19 protein-coding genes are annotated in these 15,520 nt (G+C 62.1%); 3 read left to right on the top strand and 16 right to left on the bottom strand.

Features of this window, described 5'->3' with window-relative positions; genetic code table 11:
- Positions 1-2: 2 nt before the first annotated feature.
- The 14 genes from nuoL to GR702_RS03615 are packed head-to-tail and all read right to left on the bottom strand — an operon-like array spanning position 3 to position 12,214.
- Positions 3-2,120, bottom strand: coding sequence for an NADH-quinone oxidoreductase subunit L (gene nuoL, locus GR702_RS03550; RefSeq protein ID WP_160984594.1), 2,118 nt, complete (start codon positions 2,118-2,120; stop codon positions 3-5).
- A 4-nt stretch (positions 2,121-2,124) separates the two neighbouring features.
- Positions 2,125-2,430, bottom strand: coding sequence for an NADH-quinone oxidoreductase subunit NuoK (gene nuoK / locus GR702_RS03555; RefSeq protein ID WP_160984595.1), 306 nt, complete (start codon positions 2,428-2,430; stop codon positions 2,125-2,127).
- On the bottom strand, positions 2,427-3,044 hold the full coding sequence (locus tag GR702_RS03560; protein ID WP_160984596.1) for an NADH-quinone oxidoreductase subunit J: 618 nt from the start codon (positions 3,042-3,044) through the stop codon (positions 2,427-2,429). The genes nuoK and GR702_RS03560 overlap by 4 nt, the downstream gene beginning before the upstream one ends.
- A gap of 27 nt (positions 3,045-3,071) precedes the next feature.
- Entirely contained in the window at positions 3,072-3,557 is a 486-nt protein-coding gene (gene nuoI / locus GR702_RS03565) for an NADH-quinone oxidoreductase subunit NuoI (RefSeq protein ID WP_160984597.1), read from the bottom strand.
- Entirely contained in the window at positions 3,554-4,600 is a 1,047-nt protein-coding gene (gene nuoH, locus GR702_RS03570) for an NADH-quinone oxidoreductase subunit NuoH (RefSeq protein ID WP_160984598.1), read from the bottom strand. Before nuoH ends, nuoI begins: the two co-directional genes overlap by 4 nt.
- Entirely contained in the window at positions 4,597-6,615 is a 2,019-nt protein-coding gene (gene nuoG / locus GR702_RS03575) for an NADH-quinone oxidoreductase subunit NuoG (protein ID WP_160984599.1), read from the bottom strand. Before nuoG ends, nuoH begins: the two co-directional genes overlap by 4 nt.
- Complete coding sequence (gene nuoF / locus GR702_RS03580; RefSeq protein WP_160984600.1) at positions 6,615-7,925, bottom strand: NADH-quinone oxidoreductase subunit NuoF; 1,311 nt, start codon at positions 7,923-7,925, stop codon at positions 6,615-6,617. The genes nuoG and nuoF overlap by 1 nt, the downstream gene beginning before the upstream one ends.
- Positions 7,925-8,593: a complex I 24 kDa subunit family protein gene (locus GR702_RS03585; RefSeq protein WP_160984601.1), complete on the bottom strand. Its 669-nt coding sequence runs from the start codon at positions 8,591-8,593 to the stop codon at positions 7,925-7,927. The genes nuoF and GR702_RS03585 overlap by 1 nt, the downstream gene beginning before the upstream one ends.
- Entirely contained in the window at positions 8,586-8,789 is a 204-nt protein-coding gene (locus tag GR702_RS03590; protein ID WP_160984602.1) for a hypothetical protein, read from the bottom strand. Before GR702_RS03590 ends, GR702_RS03585 begins: the two co-directional genes overlap by 8 nt.
- Positions 8,790-8,806: 17 nt before the next feature.
- Positions 8,807-9,157 carry a nuclear transport factor 2 family protein gene (locus GR702_RS03595; protein WP_160984603.1) on the bottom strand — a complete coding sequence of 117 codons (351 nt, stop codon included), beginning with the start codon at positions 9,155-9,157 and terminating at the stop codon, positions 8,807-8,809.
- Positions 9,154-10,365, bottom strand: a complete 1,212-nt coding sequence (locus tag GR702_RS03600) for an NADH-quinone oxidoreductase subunit D (RefSeq protein WP_160984604.1) — start codon at positions 10,363-10,365, stop codon at positions 9,154-9,156. Before GR702_RS03600 ends, GR702_RS03595 begins: the two co-directional genes overlap by 4 nt.
- 2 nt (positions 10,366-10,367) lie before the next feature.
- Positions 10,368-11,261: an NADH-quinone oxidoreductase subunit C gene (locus tag GR702_RS03605; RefSeq protein WP_160984605.1), complete on the bottom strand. Its 894-nt coding sequence runs from the start codon at positions 11,259-11,261 to the stop codon at positions 10,368-10,370.
- A gap of 6 nt (positions 11,262-11,267) precedes the next feature.
- The gene (locus tag GR702_RS03610; protein ID WP_160984606.1) at positions 11,268-11,843 is read right to left on the bottom strand and encodes a NuoB/complex I 20 kDa subunit family protein; all 576 of its coding nucleotides are present in this window, start codon (positions 11,841-11,843) and stop codon (positions 11,268-11,270) included.
- Positions 11,840-12,214 carry an NADH-quinone oxidoreductase subunit A gene (locus GR702_RS03615; protein ID WP_160984607.1) on the bottom strand — a complete coding sequence of 125 codons (375 nt, stop codon included), beginning with the start codon at positions 12,212-12,214 and terminating at the stop codon, positions 11,840-11,842. The genes GR702_RS03610 and GR702_RS03615 overlap by 4 nt, the downstream gene beginning before the upstream one ends.
- Before the next feature lie 438 nt (positions 12,215-12,652).
- Here GR702_RS03615 and GR702_RS03620 point away from each other — a divergent pair, with 438 nt between their 5' ends.
- Complete coding sequence (locus GR702_RS03620; protein WP_160984608.1) at positions 12,653-13,846, top strand: acetyl-CoA C-acyltransferase; 1,194 nt, start codon at positions 12,653-12,655, stop codon at positions 13,844-13,846.
- 72 nt (positions 13,847-13,918) lie between these two features.
- Here GR702_RS03620 and GR702_RS03625 read toward each other — a convergent pair whose 3' ends face one another.
- Positions 13,919-14,533: a YceI family protein gene (locus GR702_RS03625; protein ID WP_160984609.1), complete on the bottom strand. Its 615-nt coding sequence runs from the start codon at positions 14,531-14,533 to the stop codon at positions 13,919-13,921.
- Positions 14,534-14,650: 117 nt separating this feature from the next.
- Positions 14,651-14,857: a hypothetical protein gene (locus GR702_RS03630; RefSeq protein ID WP_160984610.1), complete on the bottom strand. Its 207-nt coding sequence runs from the start codon at positions 14,855-14,857 to the stop codon at positions 14,651-14,653.
- 270 nt (positions 14,858-15,127) lie between these two features.
- Between GR702_RS03630 and GR702_RS03635 the strand changes: the two genes are divergently transcribed.
- A complete protein-coding gene (locus tag GR702_RS03635) occupies positions 15,128-15,259 on the top strand; it encodes an entericidin A/B family lipoprotein (protein WP_160984611.1) in 132 nt (43 codons plus the stop codon).
- 114 nt (positions 15,260-15,373) lie between these two features.
- The gene (locus GR702_RS03640; RefSeq protein WP_160984612.1) at positions 15,374-15,505 is read left to right on the top strand and encodes an entericidin A/B family lipoprotein; all 132 of its coding nucleotides are present in this window, start codon (positions 15,374-15,376) and stop codon (positions 15,503-15,505) included.
- The last annotated feature ends 15 nt before the right edge of the window (positions 15,506-15,520 follow it).

The raw sequence follows: 15,520 nt of genomic DNA on the forward strand, positions 1-15,520 counted from the left end.
TCTTATCCCGCGATCACCCAGCTGATGGCGCCGACAAGGCCCAGCAGCATCACAAGAGCATAGCTGTACAGATAGCCCGACTGGACCTTCTGCGCGTAAGTCGAACCACGAGCGACCACCCACGCGGCACCATCGGGGCCGAACTTGTCGATGACGCCGATATCGAGCACCTTCCAGAACACCTTCCCGAGCCAAAACGCAGGCTTGACGAAGATATTGTGGTAGAGTTCGTCGAACATCCACTTGCGGTACACGAAGGTGTATACCGGCCCGAGCTGGTCGGCGACCGCCTTCGGGAAAGAAAGGTTCTTCATGTAGCCGTACCATGCAGTCAGCAGGCCCAGCGCCATGACCGTGAACGGCGCCCACTTCACCCAGGTCGGCACACCGTGCATCGCGTGGATCAAGTGCTCGTGGAAGACAAGTGCGCCCTTCCAGAACTCACCCTCTCCATCGGACACGAACGCATGCTCGAAGACGAACCCGGCGGCGATCGCGCCAACCGAAAGGAGCAGCAGCGGCAGCAGCATGACAAGGGGACTTTCGTGCGGGTGGTACCCGCCAGTCCCGTCGCCGCGGACGGCGTAGTCCGGGCCGCGCGATCCGAGATCATGCGGCGCATGCGCATGGTCGTCGTGATGATCCGTGCCTTCGCCCGCGTCTTCCTGCGCCGGAGCACCGTGGCCATGCGCCTCGTGCTCATGATGACCGTGTGCGTCATGAACGGCGTGCTGGATGTGCTCCGACTGGTTCCAACGCGGCTTCCCAAAGAAAGTAAGGAACACCAAGCGCCACGAGTAGAAGCTCGTCATCAGCGCTGCTGCGATGCCCATCCAGAAGGCGAAGGTGCCGACAGAAGTACCCGATCCGAATGCAGCCTCCAGGATGGCGTCCTTGGAGTAGAAGCCCGCAAAGCCAATGAAGCCCGCGATGCCGACGCCGGTGATGGCAAGAGTACCCGCAGTCATCGTCCAGAACGTGATCGGGATATGCCTGCGAAGCGCGCCATAGAAGCGCATGTCCTGCTCATGATGCATCGCGTGAATGACCGAGCCCGCACCAAGGAACAGCAACGCCTTGAAGAAGGCATGCGTGAACAGGTGGAACATGGCGGCGCCATAGGCGCCGACGCCAGTCGCGAAGAACATGTAGCCGAGCTGCGAACAGGTGGAGTAAGCAATTACACGCTTGATGTCCCACTGCGTGCAGCCGACCGTGGCCGCGAAGAAGCAGGTCGCAGCGCCGATGAACGCGATGAAGTGCATTGCGGTTTCGCTCTGCTCGAACATCGGCGACAGGCGGCACACCATGAATACACCGGCGGTGACCATCGTCGCGGCATGGATCAGCGCCGAAACGGGGGTCGGACCTTCCATTGCGTCGGGAAGCCAGGTGTGCAGACCCAACTGAGCCGATTTGCCCATCGCACCGACGAACAGCAGCAGACAGATCACCGTCATCGTGTCGAACCGCATCCCGAGGAAGCCGATCGTTGAGCCGGCCATGGATGGGGCGGCCGCCAGGATCTCGGGGATCGACACGGTGCCGAATACCAGGAAGGTTCCGAAGATGCCGAGCATGAAGCCAAGGTCACCCACGCGGTTGACGACAAAAGCCTTGATCGCGGCAGCCCCCGCCGAGGGCTTGCGGAACCAGAACCCGATGAGGAGGTACGAGGCCAGGCCCACGCCTTCCCACCCGAAGAACATCTGCACCAGGTTGTCTGCCGTTACCAGCATGAGCATGGCGAAGGTGAAGAGCGACAGATAGGCGAAGAAGCGAGGCTGATCGGGTTCCTCGCTCATGTAACCCCACGAGTAGAGGTGCACCAGTGCCGAGACCGAGGTGATGACCACCAGCATGACTGCCGTAAGCGCATCGACCCGCAGCGACCAGTCGAACACCATGGTACCCGAAGCCACCCACTTCAGCACTGGAACAACCTGCGCCTCAGCCGTCCCGGCCAGGAAGCCGATGAAGATCGGCCAAGAAAGCGCGCACGCCACGAACAGAGCGCCGGTTGTCACGACCTTCGGGGCGACAAGTCCGAGCGACTTGTTGGCGAACCCTGCAAGGATCGCTGCCAGCAGCGGCAGGAAGACGATAAGAAGTATAGACACGTTCTTACCCCTTCATCTGGTTGACGTCGTCAACGGCAATGGTGCCGCGGCCACGATAGTAGATCACGAGGATAGCGAGCCCCACTGCAGCCTCGCCGGCAGCCACGGTCAGCACGAACATGGCAAAGATCTGGCCAGTGAGGTCATGCAGAAAGGCGCTGAAAGCGACGAGGTTGATATTCACCGCAAGCAGGATGAGTTCGATCGACATCAGGATGACGATCACGTTCTTGCGGTTGATGAAGATGCCGAGAACACCGAGCACGAAGAGGATCGAGCTTACCACGACATAGTGTTCGACGCCGATCACAGCTGGACCCCCTTGCCCACTTCGGGCTTGACGTTGACGGTTGCGTCACCCGGCCGGCGCATGTTCTGCTTGCGGATGTTCTGCCCGCGCGTGTCGGTGCGCTGCCGATGCGTCAGCACGATCGCGCCGATCATGGCAACAAGGAGCACGATGCCCGCAGCTTCGAACAGGAACAGGTAACGGCTGTACAGCAGCCCACCGACTGCCTCGATGTTGGAGGCGCCTGCAGGCGTTGCCGCGGTGCCGTCCGGCGAGCCAAGCTCCAGGGCCCCGGCGCGGTAGGCGCCGATGCCAAGCACGATTTCCGCGAGGAGGACAATCGCGACCAGGGCACCGAACGGGAAATACCGGACGAACCCTGCCCGCAGCGACGCGAAGTCGATGTCCAGCATCATGACGACGAAGAGGAACAACACCGCGACCGCGCCAACATAGACGATGACGAGAAGCATCGCGATGAACTCCGCCCCGGTAAGAACCATGAGGCCGGCGGCATTGAAGAACGCGAGAATCAGCCAGAGCACTGAGTGCACCGGATTTCGCGCGAGGATGGTGACCGCGCCTGAGGCGATGGTCAGCACCGCGAAGAGATAGAAGGCGATTACGTGAATCATGGAGCCCTGTTTCCTTGCGCGCGCCGGTTAGCGGTACGGCGCGTCGGCTTCAAGGTTCGCGGCGATAGCACGCTCCCACTTGTCCCCGTTCGCCAAGAGCTTGGCCTTGTCGTAGAGCAGTTCCTCGCGCGTTTCCGTCGCGTATTCGAGGTTCGGCCCCTCGACGATGGCATCCACGGGGCAGGCTTCCTGGCAGAAGCCGCAGTAGATGCACTTCGTCATGTCGATGTCGTAGCGCGTAGTGCGACGCGATCCGTCGATGCGGGGTGCCGCCTCGATGGTAATGGCCTGCGCCGGACAGATCGCTTCGCAAAGCTTGCAAGCGATGCAGCGTTCCTCGCCGTTTGGATAACGACGAAGGGCGTGCTCACCACGGAAGCGAGGCGAAAGCGGGTTTTTCTCGAACGGGTAGTTGATCGTTGCCTTGGGCTTGAAGAAGTACTTCAAGGTCAGCCAATGCGCCTTCACGAACTCCCAGAGCGTGAAGCTCTTGATGAGATATCCGACGGTCATGCGAAGTGTCCGATTGCCATGAGGTAGCCGCTGACGATCACGACGAACAGCAGCGAGACGGGCAAGAAGACCTTCCAGCCCAGGCGCATCAGTTGGTCATAGCGGTAACGGGGAACCGTCGCCTTGATCCAGCTGAATACGAAGAAGAAGAAGAGAACCTTGAGCAGGAACCATACGAATCCAGGGACAAGGTACAGAACAGGAATGTCGAGCGGCGGCAGCCAGCCACCCCAGAACAGCGTTGCGTTCAGCGCACACATCAGGAGGACGTTAGCATACTCGCCCAGCCAGTACGCGGCGAAAGCCATCGACGAGTATTCCGTCTGGTACCCGGCGACGAGCTCTGATTCCGCTTCCGTGAGATCGAAAGGCGCGCGCTGCGTTTCCGCCAGGCTCGAGATCAGGAACATGACCCACATCGGAAACAGCAACGGATTTGCCACGAAGCCATTGACGATGCCGAGAACATGACCCTTCTGCGCAAGGACGATACCGTTCATGTTGAACGTACCGGACCAAAGAACAACGCAGATGAGGATGAAGCCGATCGAGACTTCATAGCTGATCATCTGTGCCGATGCGCGCATTGCGGAAAAGAACGGGTACTTCGAGTTCGATGCCCAACCGGCCATGATCGTGCCGTATACGCCCAGCGAACTGATCGCCAGAACATAGAGCAGGCCGATGTTCACGTCTGCCAGGACGGCGCCCGAATTGAACGGGATCACGGCCCAAGCCATCAGCGCCACAGTGAAAGTCACCACCGGAGCGATCAGGAATATGCCCTTGTTCGCTGCCGAAGGGATGATGGTTTCCTGCAGGAAGACCTTCAGACCATCCGCAAACGACTGGAGCAGACCGAAAGGACCGACAACGTTCGGTCCGCGACGAAGCGCCATCGCCGCCCAGATCTTGCGGTCGGCATAGATGATCATTGCCACGCTGACCATCAGCGGCAGCGCAATCAGAAGGATCCCGCAGACCGTGGCCACGAACCACGCCCACTCGTAGGTCATCCCGAGGGAGAGGAAAAACGAAGTCATTCCGCGGCCTCCGCGAATTCCTCACCGTGCAGCAGCTCCGCCGAACAGCGCTGCATCGTCGCACTGGCGCGGGCGATCGGGTTGGTCATGTAGAAGTCCTTGATCGGGTAGACGATAGCGCCCGAGGCCGATCCACCACCCGCAGGAAGAGCCTTGCCATACCCGGCGAGGCCCTCGATGCCGAGGGCGGGAACAGCAGCTATCATGGCCGCACGCAGCTCGTCGAAGCTGTCGAACCCAACGGTGACACCAAAGGCATCGGCAAGCGCGCGCAGGATCGTCCAGTCTTCGCGCGCGTCCCCAGGCGCGAAAACTGCCTTGTCGGCGAACTGAACCCGGCCTTCCGTACTGACGTAAGTACCTGCCTTTTCCGTGTAGGCCGAGGCCGGCAGGATGACGTCTGCAGCGTGCGCGCCCTTGTCGCCGTGGTGGCCGATGTAGACGATCATCGATCCCGCGAACCCGGCGTAGTCCACTTCGTCCGCACCGAGCGAGATCAGGACCTTCGGCTTGGCCGCGACCAGATCAGCGATGCCGCCTTCCTGAGCATATCCAAGCATGAGGCCGCCCATCCGGGATGCCGCCATGTGCAGGACATTGAAGCCGTTCCATGCAGAGCCGTCCTCCAAAGTGCGGACAAGCTTGAATTGGCCTGCAAGGCCAAGGGCGGCCTCAAGACCGCCACGGCCCAGTGCCGCTCCACCCACGATCACCGCCGGGCGCTTGGCTTGGCCCAAGGCATTCGAGACGTGACCGGGGAGATTGCCAAGCACCGAGAGATCGTCGCCGATGAACTCGCCTCCGAAGGTGGTTTCCCACTCCGGGCCGATCAGGAACACCTTTGCACCGCGCTTCACCGCCTTGCGCAGACGAACGTTGACGGTCGGCGCTTCCCAGCGGACCATCGAGCCTACGATGAGGATCGTGTCGGCCGATTCGATGTCGTTGAGCGTGGTGTTGAAATTCACCGCCGCCAGGTTTGCGGTGGCGTAATTCATACCGGTCTGCCGGCCTTCAAGAAGGCTCGAGCCCAGCGCGCCCACAAGCGCCTTTGCGGCAAACATCGTTTCGCAATCGACCATGTCGCCTGCAACTGCGGCAATCGATGCGCCGGGGTTCAGCGTCGACAGTGCAGCGAAAGCCTCGTTCCAGGTCACGGCGACGAGCTTGCCGTCACGGCGCAGGTACGGCTTGTCGAGGCGGCGCTTCGTCAGACCGTCGATCTGGAAGCGGGCCTTGTCGCTCAGCCACTCTTCGTTCACGTCGTCATTGTTGCGCGGCAGCACCCGCAGCACTTCCCGCCCGCGGGCATCGATTCGGATGTTCGAACCGGTCGCATCGGAGACATCGATGCCGAGCGTCTTCTTCAGTTCCCACGGGCGAGCCTCGTAGGCGTAAGGACGGCTCGTAAGCGCACCGACCGGGCAAAGGTCGATCACGTTGGCGCTCATCTCGTGCTTCGCGGCGTGCTCGAGATACGTGGTGATCTGCATCGATTCGCCACGGTAGAGCGCCCCGATCTCGTCCACGCCCGCCACTTCTTCCGAGAAGCGCACGCAGCGGGTGCAATGGATGCAGCGCGTCATCTGGGTCTTGATCAGAGGACCCATGTACTTCTCGGTCACTGCACGCTTGTGCTCGTGGTAACGCGAGCCGCCACGGCCATAAGCCACCGACTGGTCCTGCAGGTCGCATTCGCCGCCCTGGTCGCAGATGGGGCAATCGAGCGGGTGGTTGATGAGGAGGAACTCCATCACCCCTTCGCGCGCCTTCTTGACCATCTCGGAGTCGGTGCGAATTTCCTGACCGTCCGTGGCCGGGAGCGCACAGGAAGCCTGCGGCTTGGGCGGTCCGGGCTTCACCTCGACCAGGCACATCCGGCAGTTGCCGGCGATGCTCAGGCGCTCGTGATAGCAGAAGCGCGGGATTTCCTTGCCGGCAAGCTCGCAGGCCTGCAGCACGGTTGCACCGGCCGGGACCTCGAGCTCGACGCCGTCTACTTTGACTTTCGGCATTATTCGGCGGCCTCTTGCAGAGATCCATGGCGCTCTTCGATGCGGCGCTCGATCTCGGGGCGGAAGTGCTTGATGAGGCCCTGGATCGGCCACGCAGCCGCGTCGCCCAGAGCACAGATGGTGTGGCCTTCGACCTGCTTGGTCACCTGCTGCAGCATGTCGATCTCCTCGACATGCGCATCACCGGTGCGCAGGCGTTCCATCACGCGCCACATCCAGCCCGTACCTTCGCGGCAGGGCGTGCACTGGCCGCAGCTCTCGTGCTTGTAGAAGTAGGAGAGGCGCGAGATGGCCCGGACGATGTCGGTGGACTTGTCCATGACGATGACGGCGGCCGTGCCGAGGCCCGATCCGACCGCCTTCAGGCCGTCGAAGTCCATCGGAGCGTCCCAGATCTCGGCGGAGGGCACAAGCGGAACCGACGAGCCGCCGGGGATCACCGCCAGCAGGTTGTCGCGGCCGCCCCGGATGCCGCCGCAGTGACGCTCGATGAGCTCGCTGAACGGGATCGACATCTCTTCCTCGACCACGCAAGGACGGTTCACGTGCCCGCTGATCTGGAAGAGCTTGGTGCCCTTGTTGTTCTCGCGCCCGAAGGACGAGAACCACGAAGCGCCGCGGCGCAGGATGGTCGGGGCCACCGCGATGGACTCGACATTGTTCACCGTGGTCGGGCAACCGTAGAGGCCCGCGCCTGCCGGGAACGGCGGCTTGAGGCGTGGCTGGCCCTTCTTGCCTTCGAGGCTCTCGATCATCGCGGTCTCTTCGCCGCAGATGTAGGCACCTGCGCCGCGGTGGACGAAGACGTCGAAGTCGTAGCCCGAGCCGCTGGCGTTCCGGCCCAGCAGTCCCGCAGCGTAAGCTTCGTCACGCGCGGCGAACAGGGTCTCGGCCTCGCGGATGTATTCGCCGCGAATGTAGATGTAGGCAGCCCGTGCTCCCATCGCGAAGCCCGCGACGAGCGCGCCTTCGAGGAGCATGTGCGGGTCGTGACGGATGATCTCGCGATCCTTGCACGACCCGGGCTCAGACTCGTCGGCGTTGATGACGAGGAAGCTGGGCTTGGGATTGCCGTTCTGGTCGAGCGGCGGCTGCTTGGGCATGAAGGACCACTTCATGCCGGTGGGGAAGCCAGCGCCGCCGCGACCGCGAAGGCCAGACGCCTTCATCTCGTCGATGATGGCGTCACGACCGCGCTCAATCAGCGCTTTGGTATTGTCCCAGGCGCCGCGCGCCTGCGCTTCCTTCAGGTTCCACGGCTGATAGCCGTAGACATTCGTGAAGATGCGATCCTTGTCGGCGAGAGCCATTACCACTCACTCCGGTAGTCATGGTTGGCGGTGATCATGGCCGCAAGGTTGGTCGGCTCGCCAACCGGTTCGACGGTGTGGCGTGCCGGGTCCTGCGTTCCGGCTTTCGGAGTCTCGCCGCGGGCAAGCGCGTCCAGTACCGCGTCCATGCGCTCGGGCGTGAGGTCTTCGTAGTTGTCGTCGTTGATCTGGACCATCGGCGCAGACGCGCAGTTGCCCATGCACTCGACTTCCGTGAACGACCACATGCCGTCGGCGGTCGTGTGACCCTTCTTCATGCCACGCTTCTTGCACGTCTCGATGATGTCGTCCGACCCGCGCAGCATGCAAGGCGTCGTGCCGCAGACCTGCACGTGGAAACGGCCGATCGGCGCAATGTTGTACATCGTGTAGAACGAGGCGACCTCGACCACGCGAATGATCGGCATGTCGAGTTCGCGGGCTACGAATTCCATCACCGGGATCGGCAGCCACCCTTGCGTGTTCAGCTCGGCCCCGACCTGCCGCTGGGCGAGATCGAGCAAAGGCATGACCGCCGAACGCTGACGCCCTTCGGGGTAGCGCGCGACGATGTCCTTCGCCTTGGCGGCGTTCGCCTCGGTCCAGGCAAAATTGCCCCAACGCGCCCGCAATTCGGGCGTATCGGGTTCGATAAAGCGATCAGCCATGCTTACCTCTGCGCTTCAGCCACTGATCCTGGCCGAAAAAGAAAATCTCGAAACCGCCGATTGCGGTCGCCAGCATCGCGATGGTCGGAGAAGGCTCGATCCCGGCCCAGATCACCACGAAGTAGAGGCCCACCAGGAACAGCCCGGTCAGGCTTGCCCAGATGCGGATCATGTCTACCGTGTTGTACTTCGTCATCGGCCCCACTCCCACGCTTACCGGATGAACTCGACGCGAGAGCAAAGCTCGCCCTCGAAACTGTAGACGGCGACCACTTCAAACGGTTCGACGAACGCCGAACCGTCGGCGGCGGCCCCCCGCGTGACATGCTCGCGCATCAGCACATAGCTGCCGATCTGCTGAGCATCGATGATCTCGGCCCTGTTCTCGGGCCAGCGGGCGAACGCGGCGGCGAGGCCCGACCGGGTGCCCTCCTTGCCTTCCCGCACGACATCGCCGCGGTAGTTCGCCTCGCAAGCGCCCTCGGTCATGTACGAGACGTACTGGTCCACGTCCTGCGCATTGTAGGCGGCGATCATTGCCCTGGCAGTAGCGAGATTGCTCACCGGTCGCACTCCCCGAACACGACGTCGATCGCGCCCAGGATGGCGGTGGCGTCCGGCAGCATGTGCCCCTTGGACATGAAGTCCATCGCCTGCAGGTGGCTGAACGCGGTCGGCCTGATCTTGCAGCGATAGGGTTTGTTCGATCCATCGGAGACAAGATAGACGCCGAATTCGCCCTTCGGACTTTCGGTCGCCACGTATACTTCGCCCGCCGGAACGTGGAAGCCTTCAGTGTAGAGTTTGAAGTGGTGGATCAGCGATTCCATCGAGCTTTTCATCTCGGCGCGCTTGGGGGGCACGACCTTCCTATCACTCGAAGCGATGGGGCCTTCCGGTATCTCGCGCAGGCACTGCTTCATGATGCGCGCGGACTGACGGACTTCTTCGACCCGAACCATAAACCGGTCGTAGCAGTCCGAAGCAGTGCCCACAGGCACCTCGAAGTCCATGCGATCGTAGACGTCGTAAGGCTGGCTCTTGCGCAGGTCCCAAGGGACGCCAGCAGCGCGGATCATCGGGCCCGAGAAGCCCCAGGCCAGCGCATCTTCCTTCGAGACGATGGCGATGTCGACGTTACGCTGCTTGAAGATGCGATTGTCGACGACGAGGCTCATCGCATCCTCGAACAGGCGCGGCAGGCGAGTGTCGAGCCAGTCCGCGATGTCGGTCAGCAGCTTGAGCGGTACGTCCTGGTGCACGCCGCCGGGACGGTACCAGGCGGAATGCATGCGGGCGCCCGACGCGCGCTCGAAGAAGTTGAGACAATCCTCGCGGATCTCGAACAGCCACAGGTTCGGCGTCATCGCGCCTACGTCCATGACGTGCGATCCCATGTTGAGCATGTGGTTGCAGATGCGCGTCAGCTCGGAGAACAGGACGCGCAGGTATTGCGCACGCAGCGGCACCTCGAGGTTCAGCAGCTTCTCGACGGCAAGGACGTACGAGTGCTCCATAGCGAGCGGAGAGCAGTAGTCCAGGCGGTCGAAGTACGGCAGCGCCTGGAGGTACGTCTTGTGCTCGATCAGCTTCTCGGTGCCGCGGTGGAGCAGGCCCACGTGCGGATCGATACGCTCGATGATCTCGCCGTCCAACTCCATGACCATGCGCAGAACGCCGTGCGCCGCCGGGTGCTGAGGCCCGAAGTTGATGGTGTAATTGGTGATGACATCGTCACCGGTGGTCGGCGACTGTTCAAGCTGCATGCTCATGTTCAGCTTCCCTCCGGCGCAGAGCCGGAACCTTCCTTTGCGGCGGAGCCACCGGTCGCGCCGCGATCGGGGCGATCACCGGTCGGCTCGGGCGCACCGGGCTCAGCCTTGTCGGTGGTGACAGGCGCCGGATCACCGCCGCCCTGCCCGGCAACTGTTCCCGTGGGAGCAGCCGGAGCGACCTTGTCCGCTGCCTTCTCGTTCGCCTTCTCACCAGCGCCCGTATCGGCCTTCGTCTCGGTGACCTTCTTTTCCTCGACCGGCGGAGTGGCAGGCTTTTCAGCCGCCTTCTCGTCTCCCGGAAGGACGTAGTCGGCACCTTCCCACGGGCTCATGAAGTCGAAGCTGCGCAGGTCCTGCGCAAGCTTCACCGGCTCGTACACGACGCGCTTGTCCTCTTCGGAATAGCGCAGCTCGGTGTAGCCCGTCAGCGGGAAGTCCTTGCGGAACGGATGGCCCTCGAACCCGTAGTCGGTGAGGATGCGGCGAAGGTCGTTGTTTCCGGCGAAGATCACGCCGTACATGTCGAAAACTTCGCGCTCCAGCCATCCGGCGACGGGCCACAGCGTGGTGACAGTCGGCACCGGAGTGTTCTCAGCGGCGCAGACCTTCACCAGCAGGCGATGGTTCTTCGTCACCGACAGCAGCATGTACACGACTTCGAAGCGCTCGGCCCTCGAGGGGTAGTCGACGCCGGCGATCTCCATCAGCTGCTGGTAGCCGAAGTCGTCGCGCAGGCTACGCAGGGCGTTCTCGATCTCGGCACGCTCGACAGTGAGCACGATCTCGCCGTGATCCTCCTTCGAGGCGACGACCTTTGCGCCCAACGCACCGGTCAAGGCCTCGCGCACGCCCTCGTTGGAGGCAAAGCGGGGAGCGGAATGCAGAACGGTCATCTCGCCTTACCTCTCCACCGTGCCGACGCGGCGGATCTTGCGCTGGAGCTGCATCACGCCATAGAGCAGCGCTTCCGCAGTCGGCGGGCAGCCCGGGACATAGATGTCCACCGGCACGATCCGGTCGCAGCCGCGCACCACCGAATAGCTGTAGTGATAGTAGCCGCCGCCATTGGCGCAGCTACCCATCGAAATGACGTACTTGGGCTCCGACATCTGGTCGTAGACCTTGCGAAGCGCAGGCGCCATCTTGTTGCACAGCGTACCCGCAACGATCATCACGTCCGACTGGCGCGGGGAAGCGCGAGGCGCGGCGCCGAAGCGCTCCATATCGTAGCGAGGCATGTTCACGTGGATCATCTCCACCGCGCAGCAGGCGAGGCCGAAGGTCATCCACCAGAGCGAGCCGGTACGGGCCCACTGGAACAGCTCTTCGGTGCTGGTGACGAGGAAGCCCTTGTCGGAGACTTCCTGGTTAAGGTCCTTGAAGAACGACTGGTCCGGTGCGGTGACCGCACCTGCGGGGCCAGGGTGGGCGGCGCGGGCCAGAGGCTGGCCGGCAGAGTTCACGAGCGTGCTCATTCCCAGTCCAGAGCTCCCTTCTTCCATGCATAGGCGAGGCCGATCGCGAGCTCGCCTAGGAACACCATCATCGTCAGCCAGCCGGCCCAGCCGGTGACATCGAGCGAGACGGCCCAGGGGAACAGGAAGGCGGCTTCAAGGTCGAAAATGATGAACAGGATCGCGACCAGGTAGAAGCGGACGTCGAATTGGCTGCGCGGATCCTCGAACGCGGGGAAGCCGCATTCATATTCGCTGTTCTTGTCAGCGTTGGGCTGGTGCGTGCCGGTCAGGCGCGCGACGCCCATCGGCAGGAACACGATCACCGACGAAAGCCCCAGCGCGATGACCAGGAAAATCAGGATCGGCAGGTATTGTGACAGATCGGTCAATGGTCTCTTGCCTCATACCGGATGCGACTTCGACGGACTCGAGAGGGTCATGGGCGAATGCCGTCAAGTTGGGCGCGCTCTTAGGCCAGCCCTCCCTGCGCCGCAAGGTGCACAGTCGGATAAATCCGTCCATTTGCATTGCGATGCAACAGGAACACGGCCTACGCCAACCGTAAAAGGCCGAAACATCGAGGGTGTCGCGATTTGCGCAATCACGCTGCGCGTGCGGCGCAACCTCAACGCGACATCCAGTGGAAACAAAGTCGAGGTCTCGGCTCTCGCACTACCGCTCGTGGGCAAAACGAGAGCCTCCATCTCACACGAAAAGTCGTTTCGGCGATAAGCGGGCAGCTGGTTGGTCATCAAAGCGTCGCATCATTGCAATCAGGTCCCCCCAACATTATTCGAACATTCGACATTAAGTGCGAAAGGCAATTCATGGCGCAGATCTCCGCATCCGACCCGATCGTCATTCTTTCCTCTGCCCGCACGCCGATGGGAGGCCTGCAAGGGGTTTTCGCGGATGTGTCCGCAACGGATCTCGGAGCGACAGCCGTGAAGGCGGCGGTCGAACGCGCCGGGGTGGCTGGCGAGGATATCGAGCGCATCTACATGGGATGCGTGCTGTCGGCAGGCCTGGGGCAGGCCCCGGCTCGCCAGGCTGCGATCAAGGCTGGCCTTCCCACGTCGGTGCAGGCGACCACGGTGAACAAGGTCTGTGGATCGGGCATGCAGACCGTCATCATGGGCGCGGAAGCGCTCGCCTCAGGCTCGCTCGACTTCGTGGTCGCCGGCGGCATGGAGTCGATGACCAATGCTCCCTACCTGTCGAAGAAGCACCGCTCGGGCGCGCGGGCCGGACATGACACCATGTACGATCACATGTTCCTGGATGGGCTTGAAGATGCTTACGACGGTGGGTCGATGGGCTCCTTCGCCCAGTGCACCGCCGACGAGTACCAGCTCACCCGCGAGCATCAGGACGACTATGCAATCGAGTCGCTGCGCCGCGCTCAGGAAGCCATCGACACGGGCGCATTCTCGGACGAAATCGTTCCCGTGACCGTCAAGACCCGTAAGGGCGAAGTCGTTGTGGCGACCGACGAGCAGCCCGGCAAGGGCAATCCCGAGAAGATCCGCATGCTGAAGGCCGCCTTCGCGAAGGAGGGCACCATCACTGCGGCCAGTTCCAGTTCCATCTCCGATGGCGCTGCTGCAGTCGTGCTGACCCGCAAGAGCGTTGCGGAGGCTCGTGGACTTGGCCCGGTTGCGACGGTCGTGGGTGTGGCCGCCCACGCTCACGAGCCTGCCAAGTTCACGACGGCGCCAGTGGGTGCGATCACCAAGCTGATGGACAAGGTAGGCTGGCAGCTCTCGGACGTGGACCTGTTCGAAGTGAACGAGGCCTTCGCATGCGTCGCGATGTTCGCGATGCATGACCTTGGGATCCCTCACGATAAGGTCAACATCCATGGTGGCGCGACCGCGCTGGGCCATCCGATCGGAGCGTCCGGCACCCGCATCATCGTCACCCTGATCAACGCTCTCAAGGAGAAGGGCTTGAAGAAGGGCGTCGCGTCGCTCTGCATCGGCGGAGGCGAAGCGACAGCGATCGCCATCGAGCTCGCCTGAACTTCCCGACCTTTATGAAAAACCCCCGCCCAGTCGGCGGGGGTTTTCTTTTTTCCGACAGATCGCAACCGCTCAGGAAGGCTGCTTCTCGAAGGCTGCAGTGATGGACAGGACTGTCTCGTCGCTGACCAGTGGAGCATATTTGCTCACGCCGAACTCGGTGCGCTTGATGGTGCCGGTGGCGTTGAACCCGAGAGTGTACGCCTTGTTCATCGGGTTGACCGCCGCGGCCTTGAACGTCGCCTTGAGCGTGACCGGGCGGGTCACGCCATGCAGTGTCAGGTTCCCGGTAACGTCAGCGGAACTGGCTCCGGTCTTGACCACTTTGGTGGAGACGAAGCGCATGGTAGGGAACTTGGCCGCATCCAGCCATTCCGCTCCCACCAGTTCCTCGTCGAGCTTCGCGTTGGTCGTCGAGACCGTGGAAACGGGTACAGTCACATCCAGCTTGGTTGCAGACAGCGACTTGGGATCAAGCGAGAGAGTGCCTGCAGCGCCCGGGAAAGTGCCGAAGAATTCGCTGATCCCGAAGTGATCGACGGTGAAACGAACCAGGCTGTGCGAGGTGTCCAGCCTGTATGCTCCAGCCTCGATCTGCGCAGCGTTCGTGTTGGCCTGCTGCGCGACGAGAGGTGCGGCTACTACGAACGAGGCGGCCAGGAAGGCCGATGCTAGGATACGCTTCATCAAAGAATCTCCACGATTGATAGGCAGATGCCCCGCAGAGTTCCCATTCGGGCGGCATTGCCGCCAGCCGGATAAACTCGTTCCTTATGTTCAACTATTTGGAACGGTGGTCTAGTTTCAGCCGACAAGCGACTGACGAACGGCGAAGCCCAAAAGCAGGACGCTGGCGAGAAATGACCAGAAGAATACTCCCATCCAGGGCATGAAGCCTACCCGATCGAGATTTATCCTGCGATGTCGGCGTGTGTCTGCGTACCAGGCCAGTGCGGCAAGCACCGCCGCGAGGCTTCCTGTTGCCCACAGGATCAAGCTCAAGTTTTCCATCAGCGACGTTTGCTACCAGTGCACCAAAATCGAAGCTGGATCATGTGCCTCCTTCATCTCGCCTTTCCTCCGCGATATGCCCGTTTTCGTCCCGGCCTGGTTGCAAGATCAGACGCGCCGTTCCTGCATGGATCGGCATGGTGCATAGGCACCATGGGGGAGGCCGCGAGCGGGCGGATCGACAGAGGGAACTCGACGGTCATGGACGTGTTCTGACCGGAAGCGACAAACCGGGGGAAACCGGGTCGCTCCGCAAAAAGGAACAAGATCATGGTCAAGAAGCTCGTCCTCGCCCTCGTCGCCGGCGGCATCGTTCTCTCGGCTTCGGCCTGCAACACCGTCAAGGGAGCCGGTCGCGACGTCCAGTCCGTTGGCCAGGCCGGTGAAGAGGCCATCAACTAAGCCGGGTCGTAGCGGGCCGGCGTACTGCCACCGACGGAAGTCGGTCCGCTGCCCTCCGGATGCTGTACGAGCACAAAACTCCCGCGCCACCCCCCTACATCAAGTATGTACGAGATGATCCAGAGACTTCTTCTCCTTCTGATAAGCGGGGCAATCGCGCTTACTGCGTCCGGGTGTAACACCGTCAAGGGTGTCGGACGTGATATCCAGTCGGTCGGTCAGGCCGGATCGGACGCTATTCACTGACGGCTTTCCAGGTGC

Source organism: Novosphingobium silvae (assembly GCF_009856825.1).
GTDB classification, from domain to species: domain Bacteria; phylum Pseudomonadota; class Alphaproteobacteria; order Sphingomonadales; family Sphingomonadaceae; genus Novosphingobium; species Novosphingobium silvae.